Origin of the sequence: Xanthomonas nasturtii, from assembly GCF_023337365.3 — a bacterium.
In the GTDB taxonomy this organism is placed as follows: domain Bacteria; phylum Pseudomonadota; class Gammaproteobacteria; order Xanthomonadales; family Xanthomonadaceae; genus Xanthomonas; species Xanthomonas nasturtii.
Map to the genome: position 1 here is coordinate 903,990 of NZ_CP142084.2, position 14,851 is coordinate 918,840.

At 65.1% G+C, this 14,851-nt stretch carries 15 protein-coding genes and 1 other RNA gene; 6 read left to right on the top strand and 10 right to left on the bottom strand.

Annotation, left to right across the window (positions count from 1 at the left end; all coding sequences use genetic code 11):
• The first annotated feature begins 25 nt into the window (after nucleotides 1-25).
• From kdpC to M3O59_RS03800, 3 genes are all read left to right on the top strand, one after another.
• Nucleotides 26-655, top strand: coding sequence for a potassium-transporting ATPase subunit KdpC (kdpC, locus tag M3O59_RS03790; RefSeq protein WP_116904997.1), 630 nt, complete (start codon nucleotides 26-28; stop codon nucleotides 653-655).
• A gap of 113 nt (nucleotides 656-768) precedes the next feature.
• Complete coding sequence (locus M3O59_RS03795; protein ID WP_116904996.1) at nucleotides 769-3,429, top strand: sensor histidine kinase; 2,661 nt, start codon at nucleotides 769-771, stop codon at nucleotides 3,427-3,429.
• On the top strand, nucleotides 3,419-4,135 hold the full coding sequence (locus M3O59_RS03800) for a response regulator (protein WP_116904995.1): 717 nt from the start codon (nucleotides 3,419-3,421) through the stop codon (nucleotides 4,133-4,135). Before M3O59_RS03795 ends, M3O59_RS03800 begins: the two co-directional genes overlap by 11 nt.
• Before the next feature lie 125 nt (nucleotides 4,136-4,260).
• Here the strand turns inward: M3O59_RS03800 and M3O59_RS03805 are convergent, their stop codons facing one another.
• A complete protein-coding gene (locus M3O59_RS03805) occupies nucleotides 4,261-4,950 on the bottom strand; it encodes an XVIPCD domain-containing protein (RefSeq protein WP_181920440.1) in 690 nt (229 codons plus the stop codon).
• Between the two features lie 47 nt (nucleotides 4,951-4,997).
• On the opposite strand from M3O59_RS03805, the gene M3O59_RS03810 reads away from it, so the two are divergent.
• A protein-coding gene (locus tag M3O59_RS03810) for an IS5 family transposase (protein ID WP_330462227.1) occupies nucleotides 4,998-5,761 on the top strand; the annotation gives its coding sequence in 2 pieces (ribosomal slippage) (nucleotides 4,998-5,313 and nucleotides 5,313-5,761; 765 coding nt in all).
• Here M3O59_RS03810 and M3O59_RS03815 read toward each other — a convergent pair.
• The 6 genes from M3O59_RS03815 to M3O59_RS03840 form a co-directional block, all read right to left on the bottom strand.
• Nucleotides 5,758-6,477 (bottom strand): hypothetical protein, encoded by a 720-nt coding sequence (locus M3O59_RS03815; RefSeq protein WP_181920641.1) that lies wholly within the window; start codon nucleotides 6,475-6,477, stop codon nucleotides 5,758-5,760. The two genes, M3O59_RS03810 and M3O59_RS03815, sit on opposite strands and share 4 nt — an antisense overlap.
• 93 nt (nucleotides 6,478-6,570) lie before the next feature.
• Nucleotides 6,571-7,134, bottom strand: a complete 564-nt coding sequence (locus M3O59_RS03820) for a lysozyme inhibitor LprI family protein (protein WP_116906587.1) — start codon at nucleotides 7,132-7,134, stop codon at nucleotides 6,571-6,573.
• A 103-nt stretch (nucleotides 7,135-7,237) separates the two neighbouring features.
• Nucleotides 7,238-8,635, bottom strand: coding sequence for an FAD-binding oxidoreductase (locus tag M3O59_RS03825; RefSeq protein WP_116906586.1), 1,398 nt, complete (start codon nucleotides 8,633-8,635; stop codon nucleotides 7,238-7,240).
• The gene (locus tag M3O59_RS03830; protein WP_116906592.1) at nucleotides 8,632-9,174 is read right to left on the bottom strand and encodes a metal-dependent hydrolase; all 543 of its coding nucleotides are present in this window, start codon (nucleotides 9,172-9,174) and stop codon (nucleotides 8,632-8,634) included. The genes M3O59_RS03825 and M3O59_RS03830 overlap by 4 nt, the downstream gene beginning before the upstream one ends.
• A gap of 41 nt (nucleotides 9,175-9,215) precedes the next feature.
• Nucleotides 9,216-9,584, bottom strand: a complete 369-nt coding sequence (locus M3O59_RS03835) for a YraN family protein (protein WP_116906585.1) — start codon at nucleotides 9,582-9,584, stop codon at nucleotides 9,216-9,218.
• Between the two features lie 4 nt (nucleotides 9,585-9,588).
• The gene (locus M3O59_RS03840; protein WP_116906584.1) at nucleotides 9,589-11,319 is read right to left on the bottom strand and encodes a penicillin-binding protein activator; all 1,731 of its coding nucleotides are present in this window, start codon (nucleotides 11,317-11,319) and stop codon (nucleotides 9,589-9,591) included.
• An 82-nt stretch (nucleotides 11,320-11,401) separates the two neighbouring features.
• Here M3O59_RS03840 and rsmI point away from each other — a divergent pair, with 82 nt between their 5' ends.
• Both rsmI and rnpB read left to right on the top strand, forming a co-directional pair.
• Nucleotides 11,402-12,223 carry a 16S rRNA (cytidine(1402)-2'-O)-methyltransferase gene (gene rsmI / locus M3O59_RS03845; RefSeq protein WP_116906583.1) on the top strand — a complete coding sequence of 274 codons (822 nt, stop codon included), beginning with the start codon at nucleotides 11,402-11,404 and terminating at the stop codon, nucleotides 12,221-12,223.
• Nucleotides 12,224-12,386: 163 nt separating this feature from the next.
• Nucleotides 12,387-12,816: RNase P RNA component class A (gene rnpB, locus M3O59_RS03850), an RNA gene on the top strand.
• A 368-nt stretch (nucleotides 12,817-13,184) separates the two neighbouring features.
• Here the strand turns inward: rnpB and M3O59_RS03855 are convergent.
• From M3O59_RS03855 to M3O59_RS03865, 3 genes are read right to left on the bottom strand one after another with little or no spacing between them, the layout of a single operon-like run.
• Nucleotides 13,185-13,502, bottom strand: a complete 318-nt coding sequence (locus M3O59_RS03855; RefSeq protein ID WP_064630843.1) for a CcdB family protein — start codon at nucleotides 13,500-13,502, stop codon at nucleotides 13,185-13,187.
• Nucleotides 13,499-13,750 (bottom strand): type II toxin-antitoxin system CcdA family antitoxin, encoded by a 252-nt coding sequence (locus M3O59_RS03860; RefSeq protein ID WP_047697619.1) that lies wholly within the window; start codon nucleotides 13,748-13,750, stop codon nucleotides 13,499-13,501. Before M3O59_RS03860 ends, M3O59_RS03855 begins: the two co-directional genes overlap by 4 nt.
• A gap of 49 nt (nucleotides 13,751-13,799) precedes the next feature.
• Nucleotides 13,800-14,567 carry an NRDE family protein gene (locus tag M3O59_RS03865; protein ID WP_116906582.1) on the bottom strand — a complete coding sequence of 256 codons (768 nt, stop codon included), beginning with the start codon at nucleotides 14,565-14,567 and terminating at the stop codon, nucleotides 13,800-13,802.
• Between the last annotated feature and the right edge of the window lie 284 nt (nucleotides 14,568-14,851).

Below are 14,851 nucleotides of genomic sequence, written 5' to 3' on the forward strand. Positions count from 1 at the left end.
CCTTTCTACTTCCGAGAATCTGTCCATGTCTTCTTCCTTGCCGTTACGCGACGACGGCGCTCTGCGCGGTTCGCTGATGCTCGCGCTGTTCATCCTGTTCGGGCTGGGCCTGGCCTACTCGCTGATCGCCACCGGCATCACCGGTGCGCTGTTTTCCGAGCAGGCGCATGGCTCGCTGCTGCGCGTCGATACGCGCGTGGTCGGCTCGGCGCTGGTTGCCCAGCCGTTTGCCGATGCGCGTTACTTCCAGCCGCGTCCGTCGGCTGCCAAGTACGACCTCACCGCGGCGGCCGGCAGCAATCAGGCGCGTTCCAATCCTGATTTGCAGGCGCGCATCGCGGCCACGCGTGCGCAAGTGGCCGCACGCGATGGCATCGCGCCGGAGACAGTGCCAGGCGAACTGCTGACCCAATCCGGCAGCGGTCTGGACCCGCACCTGAGCCCGGCCGGCGCGCAGGTGCAGATCCGCCGCGTGGCCGCCGCACGCGGCTGGCCCGAGCAGCGCGTTGCCGCACTGGTGCAGGCGGCGACCGAGGCGCCACAGTTCGGTTTGCTTGGGCTGCCGCGGGTGAATGTATTGGCCTTGAATCTGGCGTTGGATAAGGCCGGGACCGGGGACCCGGGACAGGGGACCCGGGAACAGCAACAGCAATAGCAATAGCAGCAGTAATTCTGCGGCATTGCGCGGTAGGCTCTCCCGGGTCCCGGGTCCCGGGTCCCGGGTCCCGGGTCCCGATTTTCCCGTCCCTACTCCTAATCCCCACCCAGATGTCCGACGCCCGCACCCAGCAAGCCGACGCCTTGATCGGCGAATTACAGCGCGAACACGGCGGGCGCCTGACGGTGTTCCTGGGCGCAGCGCCCGGCGTCGGCAAGACCTACGCCATGTTGTCGCGGGCGCGCGAGCGCCTGCGCCAGGGCACGGACGTGGTGGCCGGCGTGATCGAAACGCACGGGCGCAGCGAAACCGCTGCGCTGCTGGAGGGCTTGCCGCTGCTGCCGCGCGCGCCGGTGAGCTACCGGGGCCGCCTGCTGGAAGAACTCGATCTGGATGCAGTGCTGGCGCGCAAGCCACGGTTGGTGTTGATCGACGAGCTGGCGCATCGCAACGTGCCGGGCAGCCGCCACGAGCGGCGCTGGCAGGACATCGTGGAATTGCTCGATGCCGGGCTCGACGTCTACACCACGGTCAACATCCAGCACCTGGAAAGCCTCAACGACATCGTGCTGCGCATCACCGGCGTGCGCGTGTCCGAAACGGTGCCCGATGCGGTGTTCGACCGCCTGCGCGACATCGTGCTGGTGGACCTGCCGCCACGCGAACTGATCGAGCGCCTGCAACAAGGCAAGGTCTATCTGCCCGAGCAGGCCACGCAGGCGCTGCAGGCGTTTTTTTCGCCCTCCAACCTCACCGCATTGCGCGAGCTGGCGATGCAGACCGCCGCCGACCGTGTCGACAGCGATCTGCGCGACACCCAGGCCGCACGCGGCTTGCCCGGCACCGCGGCATTGCGGCGCCGCGTGGTGGTGGCCATCGATGGGCGCGGCAGCTCGGAGTATCTGGTGCGCGTGGCGCGGCGCCTCTCAGAGCGACGCGATGCACCATGGACGGTGGTCACCGTGCAGACCCGCACCGTGACCGACGCGGCCTGGCAGCTGGAAATCGACCGCGCGTTCGCACTCACGCGCAGGCTCGGTGGCGACACCGCATTGCTGCACGGCGCCAACGTCGCCGATGCCCTGCTGGATTTCGCCGCGCAAAACGGCATCTCCACCCTGGTGCTGGGGCGCACCCGCGAACGCCCGCTGGCGCGCATGTTCAACCGCACCCTGACCCAGCAACTGCTGCAACGTGGCGCGCATTACGAACTGGTCATCGTCAGCTCCGCCGACGCGCGCGCACGTGCGCGGCAGCGCTGGCGCAACCCGCGCCAATGGCTGCAGCGGTATGACCTGGCGTTCGCCGCAATCGCTGCGGCGGGCGCGGTGGCGGTGGCGTGGTTGCTGCAACGCTGGACCGACATCGACGACCTGTCGATGGTGTTCATCGTGGCAGTGGTGCTGGTGGCCTCGCGCACACGCATGGCCGCCGCCGTGATCGCTGCGCTGCTGAGTTTTGTCGCCTACAACTTCTTCTTCATCGAACCGCGCTTCACCTTGCACATCAGCGCGCGCCAGGGCGTGGTGACGGTGTGCCTGTTCCTGATCGCCGCGCTGGTCGCCGGCCGGCTGGCCTCGCGCCTGCGTAGCCAGGTGCTGGCCTTGCGCGCGGCCAATGCGCACGCCAACGCCTTGCAGGCGCTGGCCCGCCAGCTCAGCACCGCCGCCGATCTTGGCCAGGTGCTCGAAGCCGGCCGGCGCGCCCTGGCCACCGCCCTGGATGCCGAGGTCTGGCTGCGCCTGGAACAGCGCGAAAGCGAGGCACCCACCAGCTTCGGTGCGCTCGATCGCAGCGCGGCGGACTGGACCCAACGCCATGGCCAACCGGCCGGCCGCTTTACCGATACCCTGGCGGGTGCGCAGTGGTGGTGCCTGCCGGTGCGCCACGAACGCGGCACCCTGGGCGTGGCCGCGCTGCGCTTCCGGCAGACCGTGCAGCGGCCTGGCCTGGAACAACGCCGCCTGGCCGAAGCGATGGTGGAAGACATCGGGCAGGCCGCGCTGCGCACGCGTCTGGTCGCCGATCTGGAAGGCGCGCGCGTCAGCGGCGAAACCGAGCGGTTGCGCTCGGCGTTGCTGTCGTCGGTCTCGCACGATCTGCGCTCGCCGCTGGCCTCGATGATCGGCTCGGCCAGCAGCCTGGCCAGCTACGGCGATGCAATGGATGCGCAGGATCGCCACAGCCTGCTCGACACCATCCAGTGCGAAGGCGAGCGGCTGGATCGCTATATCCAGAACCTGCTCGACATGACCCGGCTCGGCCACACCGGGCTCACCTTGAATCGCGACTGGATCGGTGTGGACGAGTTGATCGGCTCGGCCACCCGCCGCCTGCAGCGCTACCAGCCGGAGGTACGCCTGCAACTGGATCTGGCAGCCGAGCTGCCGGCGATCTGGGTACACCCGGCGCTGGTCGAACAGGCCATCTTCAACGTGCTGGAGAATGCGGCGAAATTTTCGCCACCCGGTGCGGCAGTCACCGTGCACGCGCGCCTGCAGGCCGGCGCCTTGCAGATCGATATCGGCGACCAGGGCCCGGGCATTCCCGAAGACGAGCGTGCGCGCATCTTCGACATGTTCTACAGCGTGGAGCGCGGCGACCGCGGGCGCAACGGCACCGGGCTGGGCCTTGCCATCTGCCAGGGCATGATCGGCGCGCATGGCGGCAGCGTGGCGGCATTGGCCGGCGCACATGGTCACGGCACCACCATTCGCATTACGCTGCCGTTGCTCGTTCCCGCCGCGCCACCTCGCCCCGATGCCGACTGACCTCACTGCCATCCCGCCCGCCCGCGTGCTGATCGTCGACGACGAGCCGCAGATCCGCCGTTTTCTCGATATCAGCCTGCGTGCGCAGGGCTACCGCGTGCTGCAGGCCGGCACCGCCGAAGAAGGCCTGGCCACGCTGGCCGGGCAGGGCGCCGAACTGGTGGTGCTGGACATCGGCCTGCCCGATCGCGACGGGCACGAGGTGCTGCGCGAAATCCGCCAGTGGTCCAACGTGCCGGTGATCATGCTCACCGTGCGCGCCGGCGAAACCGAAAAGGTCGCCGCGCTCGATGCCGGCGCCAACGATTACGTGACCAAACCGTTCGGTGTGCAGGAACTGATGGCGCGCATCCGCTCCTTGCTGCGCCAGGCCGGTGCCGGCAGCATGCTGGAAGAAAGCGTGTTCGACGATGGCCGCCTGCATATCCATCTGGGCCTGCGCGAAGTCACGTTGGCAGGCGAGCCCGTGCCGCTGAGTCGCAAGGAATACGCCTTGCTCGCACTGCTGCTCAAACATGCCGGCCGTGTGGTCACTCAACCGCAGCTGCTACGCGAAGTATGGGGACCCACCCACGAAGAAGACACCCATTACCTGCGCATTCTGGTCGGCAAACTGCGCCAGAAACTGCAAGACGATGCCGCCGACCCGCATTACATCGTGACCGAGCCCGGTGTGGGGTTGCGCTTTATCGGGGTGACGCGCTGAGCGTGTTGCAATGCGGCGCCCGCCAAATTTAAGAAGCGGCATCGAAATCGCGCATAAACTTCGATTTTTGAAATGCGATTGGAATGACGTGGCAGCTAGGGTTGCCTGAAAAATCATGCGGACAGCTATCCTATAACCGGCCCTGGGCGCTCCTGTTCTTGTGCCTGTTCACGTTGCATGCTCTGCTGCTTGCTTAATTGCTCCCGATGAATATCCAGACCATGCTGGATGGATACTTCGACTGGTGTATTGATCGCAACCTCTGTTGGCACATGAGCTCGCATACTCGCAGGGTTGCTTGGCTCTCCTTGTACCGCAAAAAGATATTGACCCGCCTGCCTAGATGGGGTGGCCGTACTAAGTATTACGTGGTCCACACGCGTGAGACCATTTGCCATTGCTTCAGTAGCCAGACATGCGGCTGCTCGATCACTCCGATCATCTGGTAATCGGCCCATCGAGCGGTCTAGCGCATGAACATGTTCCACGCACTGTCCAAATATTTGTGGGAGAGCTGGTGAGTCGATGGCAAACGGTGCAGGCGGTCCAAAGGGGTGTGCGCCCTGGTGATAATGAGGGTCGGTAGGTTCAAGTGGAGAAGACCATGCTCTGCCCTCCCAAGTATGGATCTCCCCTGAAGGATTGGTGACAGACAAGCTGCCTTCGCGGTCAACTCGCACCTGAGAAATTTCTTCTCTAGCCAGTTCATTTCTACCTGTAATTGTCAGGATGGGACCGGACGTTCTTTCATCCATCCGGTCGAGGATGCGGGAGCCATTCACCGGATCTCGTAACATCGCGTCAAACAACTGCAAGCTAGAGCCTGTTAACACTAATGATCTGAGCGGTTAAACTATTGCGCATGGAAATCACACCCGCACAATTTTCTCTCATCGAACAGTGTCTGCCGAGGCAGCGCGGCAATGTCGGCATGACCAACCTGCAAGTAGTCAATGCCATCCTTTATGTTGCCGAGCATGGCTGCAAATGGCGCGGCCTGCCCAAGCGCTTTGGCAATTGGCACACGGTGTACACACGCATGAACCGTTGGGCCAAGGCAGGTGTGCTGGACCGGATGTTCGCTGAACTGCAGAAGTCCCACATCGTGCGCATCAAAATCGAGGCGGTCTCGCTGGACTCTACCAGCATCAAGGTGCATCCGGATGGGACTGGTGCGTTAAAAAAAACGGCCCACAATCCATCGGTAAATCGCGCGGCGGATGGAATACCAAGATTCATATGGTTGCCGCAGATGCTCGAACAGCGATCACGTTCGGATTGACGCCTGGCAACGCCCATGACGCACCTGCGGGCCGCACGTTGCTTGAACACCTTGGGCCTGTGGAGCGACCGATTCATTTGTTGATGGATCGTGCTTACGAAGGCAATGAGACGCGCCAACTAGCGCTTGATCTTGGCTACGTCCCGGTGGTTCCGCCAAAAGCCAATCGGGTCGAGCCCTGGGAGTACGACCGAGAAATGTACAAGCGGCGCAACGAAGTGGAGAGGCTGTTTCGTCGCTTGAAGGGCTACCGCCGGATTTTCTCGCGCTTCGAAAAGCTGGATGTCATGTTCCTCGGATTCTTAAGCTTCATCCTTGTCGTTGATGGACTTCGGATGTGTTAACAGGCCCTAGGCTCATTGTTGAACCCTTGGGCCAAGGCCGGGTTGTCGGCTTCCCTGACCTTAGATTGCCATTCCTCGCTACCTTGTCCTTGTCCGAGTTCCAATGCGTTGACGAGGCCAACCCCTCGAAGCGTCGCATCGCGCCCGGACACGATCGCTGCCCTGGCAGCGGGGTTCAACCCATTGATGCCTTGATTCCCGATCCATTCGCGCACCGCATCCGTAGTCATGCCATCCGATTGCTGGAGGCTTTCGACAAGCAAGGCTCCACGGGCTTGGTTTTGGTTGTAAAGTTTGCTGGTCACGGCAACAATTGCGGCAGCGCTCTCGGGATGGTCCCTATTGAGATCCTGCAGCCAAATTATCTGCGAAAGGGGCTGGCCAACAGCTTCCCATTTTCGGTCCACCTGCTGATCGTTCAGGCCTTGAACAAATGTTCGGCCGTCGTCTGACCTGAGGAACTCGTTGAGTCGATCCTGCTCTACAGTCGAAAGGTCATTACCTACTTGTCCTGGGGTCTGCAGGCGCTGCAGAAGATTCGTTTGCTCTACGTGGTTGAACTGCTGTTGAGGCGGGGCCCACTCTGCATAGTGGCGAAGCATCTCCTCGGCGGCAGCTCCCCGCCCAGGCTGACCGAAGTCCCACTGCATAATGCCTACAGGCCAGCCTGAATTTCCGGTGCTGTGTTGCAAGGCGTACGCGGCGCCAAGATTCACTTCGCTGGCACGGCCGACAGCGTTCTATGCAAGCACTTCGAAGCTTTGACGACTTAACGCGTCGTAGCGGTATCCTTGTGTCATCTTCGTCCCCTAAGGAATGGCTTTTATCAACTGTTCCAGTTGCTCGATACGTAGCCGTGTGGCGTTTATGCTGCAGTCTGCAGTCAGGGCATCTTGTTCATTGCGAGACATGCCCTGCACCAATGGCTCGGCCTGGCAATAGGCATCTCGATAAGTGCGCCAGGCTTTAGACGCAGCATTGAAATTCTTTTCCAGATCATCCAGATAAGCGGGATCGTCAGTGGCATAGCTGGCGTAGCGCACGCGCGCCTTGTCGAGGATTTCCCTTTCGATTCTTGTCAATTTTTCGTTGATCGAACGAGTTTCACGTAACGAGATGCACGTTGCGCCCAATAGCTTGCAGTCAGCTTCCGGCAAGGCCAACAGGCATGCTTGTCGATCTTTGGTTGCACTAATGCGGGAGCAGTCCGAACTGGCTCTTGTTGATGAAGTGCTTGGCTGGCCTGAAGCGACAGCGCCAGCCTCCGGCGACGAACAGCCTGCCAACGACAGCAATGCAGATGTTGCTATCCATCGCGCGGCCGTTCCCAGTGTGAAAGCGGCTCTATCGGGTTTTTTTCTGGTGGCGATCATAGGCATTCTCTAGTGCAATCGCTTGGCAGCCAAGCTAGCCAGAGAAATCGCTTTGAATCAAGCGACGATCGCCCGACGCCAGCACGGCCAGGGCTATAGACAGCTACGAAGAGTTTTCTAGAGAAGGCAGCACTTTTCCCGGATTCAAGATCCCATCCGGGTCCAGCGCGGCCTTGATCGCGCGCATCGCTGCCAGCGTGGGGGCGCTGAACGCCTGCGTCATGAAATCGCGCTTGGCCACGCCGATGCCGTGTTCGCCAGAGAGCGTGCCTTCCAGCGACAGCACCAGTGCGAACAGCCGCGGCAATGCCGCGTGCGCGCGTGCGTCTTCGTCGGCATCGGCCGGGTCGTACATGATGTTGACGTGCAGATTGCCGTTGCCTGCGTGGCCGAAGGCGACGATCGGTAACGCGAACTCTGCAGCAAGCGCTTCCACGCCGGCCACCAGCGCGGGAATGCGCGACACCGGCACCACCACGTCTTCGTTGATCTTGCCGGGCTTGATCGTGCGTAGTGCAGGCGACAGCGCGCGGCGCGCAGCCCACAGTTTGTCGCGCGCGCCGCCGTCGGCGGCGATGTCCAGACTCAGCACGCCTTCGCCATCGGCGGCGTCATGCAGTGCCTGCAATGCGTAGGGCAGGGTGTCGTGATCGCCATCGGCTTCGATCAGCAACATCGCGCCGGCTTCGGGCACATCGCTGCCATTGCGGCGCAGTAACGCGATTGCGCTGGCGTCCATGAATTCCAGCATGGTCGGCGTGGTCGGTTGCGCCATGATGCGCGACACCGCCGCCGCAGCGCTGGCGGCATCGCGGTACAACGCGCGCACCCCGGCTTGCGCGACTGCACGCGGGGTCAGCTTCAAGGTCGCTTCGACGATGATCGCCAGGGTGCCTTCGCTGCCCACCAGCAGATGCGTGAGGTCGTAGCCGGTGGAATTCTTGGTGTATGCGCCGCCGCAGCGGATCACCTCGCCGGTGCCGGTCACCGCCACCAGGCCAAGCACGTTGTCGCGGGTTGCGCCGTACTTCACTGCACGCGGGCCGCCGGCGTTGGTGGATAGATTGCCGCCAACGCTACAGATCTCTGCACTGGACGGATCCGGTGGCCAGAACAAACCATGCGGCTGCAACGCCTGTTGCAGGTCGCCATTGAGCACGCCGGGCTGCACCACCGCGCAGCGGTCTTCTGGACGCAGCGCCATAATGCGATTCATGCGCGCCATCGACACCACCACGCCGCCGGAAAACGGCACTGCCGCGCCGGTGGTGCCGGTGCCGGCGCCGCGCGCCACGATCGGCACGCCGTGCGCGCGGCAGGCCTGCACGATCGCCACCACATCCTCGGTATCGCGCGGCAAAGCGACGGCGGCGGGCAATGCCCAGCGGCGCGAATCGTCTTCGCCATAGCGGCGGCGCGCATCTTCGCCGGTCAACCAGCCCTCGGCGCCGAGGCGCTTGGCCAGCAGCTCGGCCAGTGCAGCGGGAAGTACGTCGGTCATCGCATCTGATCCTGTGGTGTCGTGCGCTGGATGCATCTCCAGCCCAGCACGGCGACGGTGAGCGGCAGCCAGACCCAGCGCAGCTCGGAGAGCAGCGTGTCCAGGCCGCGCGCATTGAAAAATCCGTTGGCGAACGGCGACACGCGAATGGGCCGCCACGGTGCGAACCAGCGTGTCTGGTCCCACGGCCAGCCCAGTGCCACGCCCCGGCCGCCGGAGGTCATCGCATCCAGCAGCGGGTGCGATGCGGTGCAGACGAACAAAAACACAGCCGCCTGCACGGCATCGGCACGCAACAGGCGATGCGCCGCGCCGCCGAACAATGCCATCACTGCGGCGACTAACAACGAGTGGCTGGCACCGCGATGGCCGAACGCGTCGGCATACGGGATGTGGTGCAACGCAAACGCCGCCACGTCGGCGTCGTGCAGCATCGCCGCCAGCACACCGGCAGCCAGCAGGCATGGCGACATGCGGCCGCGTTCACAGGCGCACCAGAGCGCCAGCGGCACCGCAGCGTGGGTCATGATAGTCGGCATCGAACGTCGGTAATGGCGTGGGTAGCGAGCGTCGGGCGTGGTCAGCAATCGTCAGTGCGGAACGCGTCGCGGATCCAGTGCAATACCGGCGGTTCGCCGCTGGCGTCGACCACATCGAAGCGGCACGGCAGCGCTGCCAGCGCGGGGTGATGGACAAGAAACAATTGCGCGGCCAACACCAGCTTGCGGCGCTTGCGCACATCCACCGATGCCGCGCCGCCACCGAAGCGGTCGTCGCGCCGGTAGCGCACTTCCACAAACACCAGCGATTGCCCGTCGCGCATCACCAGATCGAGTTCGCCGCCGCGGTAGTTGGCGTTACGCACCACCAGCCGCAGACCGGCCTGCTCCAGCATGACGCGTGCGGCCGCTTCCACTGCCGCACCGCGCTGCTGACGCGCCGCCGGCATGGCCTCAGCGGCCGTCGGCGATCGGCACCGGGCGGCCACCGTTGAAGGTGGACCAGGCCGGCGTGCGCAGCACGTTGCCGAAGCCGTCCAGATGCAAGGTGCCGGTGGCGCCACGCAGGCCGCCATCGGTGCCGGTGGCAAGTTTTTCCAGGTATGCGCTGATCTTCCAGGCGTCGTAGCCGAACGCGAACAGGCGGGCGGCCGGGCCGCGTGCGCTGGGCAGTGTGCTGGCCACCTGGCTGGCCGCCGGCAGGCCGGACACGCCCAGCGCGGTCCAGGTTTCGCTCGGGTAGACGATGCCGTCCAGTGCCAGGTCGTCTTCGATCTTGCCGGTGCCGGCCACCAGCTGCGAGGTGCCCACGCGCGACTTGCCGGCAAATCCGCTCAATGCCAGCTGCGGGGCCAACGCCCGCGCGGTGTTTCCGCGCACCGCCAGGAACACCGCATCGGCGGTGCCGTAATTGCGCAGCTGCGCGCCGATGTCGCCCGGCGTATCGGCCACGCTGATGCTGCCGGCCACCGTGCCGCCGCGTTCGCTGAAGCGGTCGCGGAAGGCCTTGATGGTGCGCTTGCCGCTGTCGTCGCTGGTGCCGACGATCAGCACGTTGCGGCGCTCGCGCGAGAGCAGGTATTCGGCGGCCATGATGCCGTCGTCTTCCGGTGCCAGCGAGAAGCCCGCGCTGCCGGTGGGCGGTGCCTTGTTGTCGGTGGGGCGGTTGAGCGCCAGCACCGGCACCGCCAGTTGGCCGCGTGCGAACAGGGCGCTCACTTCATCGCGCCCCAGCGGGCCGACCACGTAGTCCACCCCGGCGCTCACCGCTTTGTCGTAAGCGGCATTGGCACCGGCCGCAGTGCCGGCGGTGTCGAAGAACTGCACTTCCGGGCGGCGGCGGGTCTCGGCGTAATAGCCGGCCAGCAGGCCGTCACGCACCGGTGCGGAGGCGGTGGCCAGGTTGCCGGTGAGCGGCAACAGCACGCCCAGCTTGACCGGCGGGCGGTAGCCATCGCGCTCGGCCGGCGGACGCTTGCTGGTGTCGAAGCCCCACTGCGCATCGCGCTCGAACGCGTGCGGCAACCCCAGCCCACGGCTGATCAGCGCGCGCCCGGCGAAGTTGTACAGCGGGTCGCCGGCCGGCAGTGCGGCGGTACGGCCCTTGAGCGTGGCATCGTCCAGCGCGGCCAGCAGACGCGCGATGGCGCGCTGGTTCTCGCTGCGCGGCGTGCCGGTCAGGCTGGCATCGGCGCGCGCGCGATCGGCGGCGGCGCCGAACAGGTCGCCGGTGGTTTCCAGCGCGGCGGCGCGGGCCACCAGCCAGCGCGTCTGCAGCGGCTGGGTCAGCCCCTGCGGGCTGTCGCCCAGCGCCTCCAATGCCTGCGCGCCCTGCCTGTCGAGCACCGCCAACTCGCCGGTGAGCAGCCCGAAGCGGGCGCGGTCTTCGCCGCTGAGGTGGCGTGCATTGACCTGCGCCAGCAGCGTGCGTGCGCGTGCATCATCGCCGGCGTCGTGCCAACCGAACGCAGATGCGGCCAGCAAGCGGCTGCGCTGTGCACCACTGGCACTGGCGGCCTCGGCTTCCAGCTGCTGCCCCGCCTCGCGCGGCTTGCCCTGGTCCAGCAACGCCAGCGCCGCGCTTTGCGTGGGCGAGGCGGTCTGGGTGACGCTGCTGGTGGCGCAACCGGCCGCCAGCATCACCAGCAGCGACAGGGCGGAGATCCTTGCAACACGCTTGTTCATTTCAGATCCATTGGACAGGGGCCGCCAGGGCGGTCCGTTGAAAACCGCTACGATTCTACCCTTTGCCCCCGGAAGACCGCTGATGATGTCCCCTGGAACCCTGCACGTGGTCGCCACGCCGATCGGCAACCTGGCCGACCTGTCGCCGCGCGCGCAGGAGGTGTTGCGTGGCGTGGCCGCGATCTGCGCCGAAGACACCCGCCACACCCGCCAATTGCTCAGCCATTTCGGTATCGACCGCCCGCTGCTGGCCCTGCACGACCACAACGAAGAAGCCATGTCCGAACGTATCGTGGCGCGCCTGGGCGAAGGCGAATCGCTGGCCATCGTCAGCGATGCCGGCACCCCGCTGGTCAGCGACCCCGGTTTCAAGCTGGTGCGCGCCGCCCGTGCCGCCGGCATCAAGGTCAGCCCGGTGCCGGGCGCCTGCGCGGCGATCGCCGCCTTGAGCGTGGCCGGCCTGCCCAGCGACCGTTTCGGCTTCGAGGGCTTTCTGCCGGCCAAGAGCGCCGCCCGCCGCGAGCGCCTGGCGCACCTGGCCGGCGAAACCCGCACCCTGGTGTTCTACGAGTCCTCCCACCGCATTGTCGAGTCGCTGGCAGACCTGCGCGGGGCCTTCGGTGACGAGCGCCCGGCGGTGATCGCCCGCGAGCTGACCAAGTTGTTCGAAACCGTGCTCGACGGCACCCTGGCCGAGCTGCAGGCCAGGGTCGAAGCCGACGACAACCAGCGCAAGGGCGAGTTCGTGGTGATGGTGCAGGGCGCCGCCGACGCCGCCGAAGGCCAGCTGGCCGAAGGCCGCCGCGTCTACGCCAAGCTGGCCGAACACCTGCCGCCGTCCACCGCCGCCAAGCTGGCCGCCGAGCTGACCGGTGCGCCGCGCAAGGCCTTGTATGGCGGCTAGGTGTGTTGTTGCAGGAGCACGTTGACCTGTAGTGGGATTTTTCTCGGTAAGGCCTCTCGCGCCCGGGTGCGCTCCTACGGGTAATTGCGGGCTTACCGGCGATGGCGGGCTGGCAGCGTTGCGCCGTTCTGCACGGTGGCGATAGCGTATAGTGCGCCCCGGCGGAGTCGGCCAGACAGTCGCGTCACTCGCAAGAGTGCCGAGGAAAGTCCGGGCTCCATAGGGCAAGGTGCCAGGTAACGCCTGGGCGGCGCAAGCCGACGGAAAGTGCAACAGAAAGATACCGCCTACGTCCCTCGTCACCCCTCTGCCGCCACTGAAGCGTGTCGGCGATGCATATAGGCATCGCCAAGTGCGTTCGGAGGCCGCAGAGGGGTGGCGAGGGGCCGGTAAGGGTGAAATGGTGCGGTAAGAGCGCACCGCGAGTCCGGTAACGGACCGGCACGGCAAACCCCACCTGGAGCAAGACCAAATAGGGATCCATTGGCGTGGCCCGCGCTGGATCCGGGTAGGTTGCTTGAGCGCTGCGGTGACGTAGCGCCTAGACGAATGACTGTCCACGACAGAACCCGGCTTATCGGCCGGCTCCGCCACCTTCGTTCGGGCGTTCGCCCTTCTCGAAGGCGCCCACGCTTCGTACCGCCGCAGGCGGTACAAAACGCGGGTCCCGCTCCGGGTATGCCATATCCCCCGCGGCTGTCGCCGCGCCCCCTTGACTCAAGGGGGCTTGCAGATAGGTGGTTGGCTGGGGCGCTGCGCACTAAGTGATCAACTCCCTTCCACCGCTTGCAGCGGTAGGTGCCCGAAGGGCGGATGGGGGCGAGCTTTTCGCTCTGGCGTCATGGCGGTAAATCGGGCGTCAAGCGCTGGGATGCTGGACCAGCCGATGCTTCAGCGTGCGCAACCTGCCGCGATCTGCGTCATGGGCGTCTCGCTCACGCTGCAGTTGCCAGCGCGCTACCTAACCAAACGAGCGGGTGAACAGCTCGTCCAGGGCGTCGACGATGCGTTGCCCTTCGTCCCTCAACGAACCCGCCGGGTGGGTGAGTACCGAGAGCGGTACCGAGGTCATTTCCAGTGGTTGCAGCACGACGCGCTGGCCGGCGACGACGAATTCGGGGGTGAAGCGGGAGGGGGTCGGGGAGTGCGCGGAGGCGATGACCAACGGTACGACGACGCGGCGGGGGGAGGCATCGAAGATTTTCGATTGGACGACCACAACATAAGGAATGTTCTTGTTGCGTCCGACGTTGGCGTAGATATCGAACTGGTCGGTCACAGGGTGGAGAACTCGTCGGCGAAGGCGCCGTGCGCGTCGGTGAAGGCCTTCCATTCGCTTGCGGCGCGTTGCAACTCCATCGCCCGGGCGCTGTGGCTGTCGCGCTCCTTCGTCACGTACTCGGCCAGCAGTTCCTCCACCTTTGCCGACAGGTTGCCGGTCATGGCGCGGGCCTGGGCGGCCAGGTCGGCATTGATGGTCAGGTTGAGGGGTTTTTTTGGTGCGGAGCTATCGTAATAACGGCTCATGACGGGCCTCCTGCGCTTATGCGCACGCTATGCGCATGATTCTGGGCTGTCAATGCGTGGCAGCGATGTCCAGCCGGGTCTCGCCCTGGAAGATCCCGTTCGGGCCGAAGCGGCGCTCGTGGATGAAGCCATGGCCGTGATGGTCCACCGCCACGATGGTGCTGGCGCGGGTGCCGTAGCTGGCGCCGCTGATAAATGCGGCCGAGAGCAGGCGCTCGGTGGGCAGGTCCACGCCGGTGTGGGGAAGGGCGTCGTCGGGGGCGATGGCCGGGTTGCCCAGCGCAGCCCAGAGCGGCTGCAGGTTTTCATCGCCGTTGGCGCACCAGTGGCGCAGCACCTCGGTCAGGGCGGCGGTTTTGGGCCACTGGGCGTCTAGCGGCCCGTTGGACATGCCATGGATGCCGGGCGCCAGCGTGCGGGCCAGTGGCGGGTGGTTGCTGAGGTGCTCGCAACGGTCAGCGTCGCATAGCAATAGGTTAAACGGTGGGAACGCGTGGGCGGCGCCGGAAAGTAGGTCGGCATACGCGGTAGCGCCCAGGCTGCCGGACAGATAGTCGGCAATCAGATGCCCGCGTGAGCGCCCCGAGGCGGTGGCGAGCGGGTCGCGCACATTGGTCACCACCGCAACGCGGCCGTCGCAGCCCAGGCCCACCCAACTGCCTCCGGAGCGCAAATCGCGGCCCGCCAGCACGTTGTCGGCCGGTGCCGCCCAGTGCGCCAGTGCTGCGGTGGGGCGTTCGTGGAATTCATCGCGGTTGCCGGCCAGCAGCAGGCGCCAGCGCGGGTGGGTTTTCCAGGCAAGGGCGACCAGGCACATGCCCGCGATTGTCGCCCGTTTGCGCAGTGGCCGGGTGTAGCTGGCGCAACGTGAAGTGAGACAGTGGTCGAGTTTACATGGCCTTCACACCCCTGAATTTTTGTTCAATCTCAAAATCTGAGACGAAACAGCAACTTGTGGATAACCTTTGAACAAGTCTCTAAAGAGTGCTGCAACTCATTGATGCGATTGGCGATTTGTAGCCTGCAAAGTTGTTGACAACCTTTGACGCGCTGCTAAGGTGGGCAACGGAGGGAAAACCAGGTGTTTTGTGGTTTTTCGTG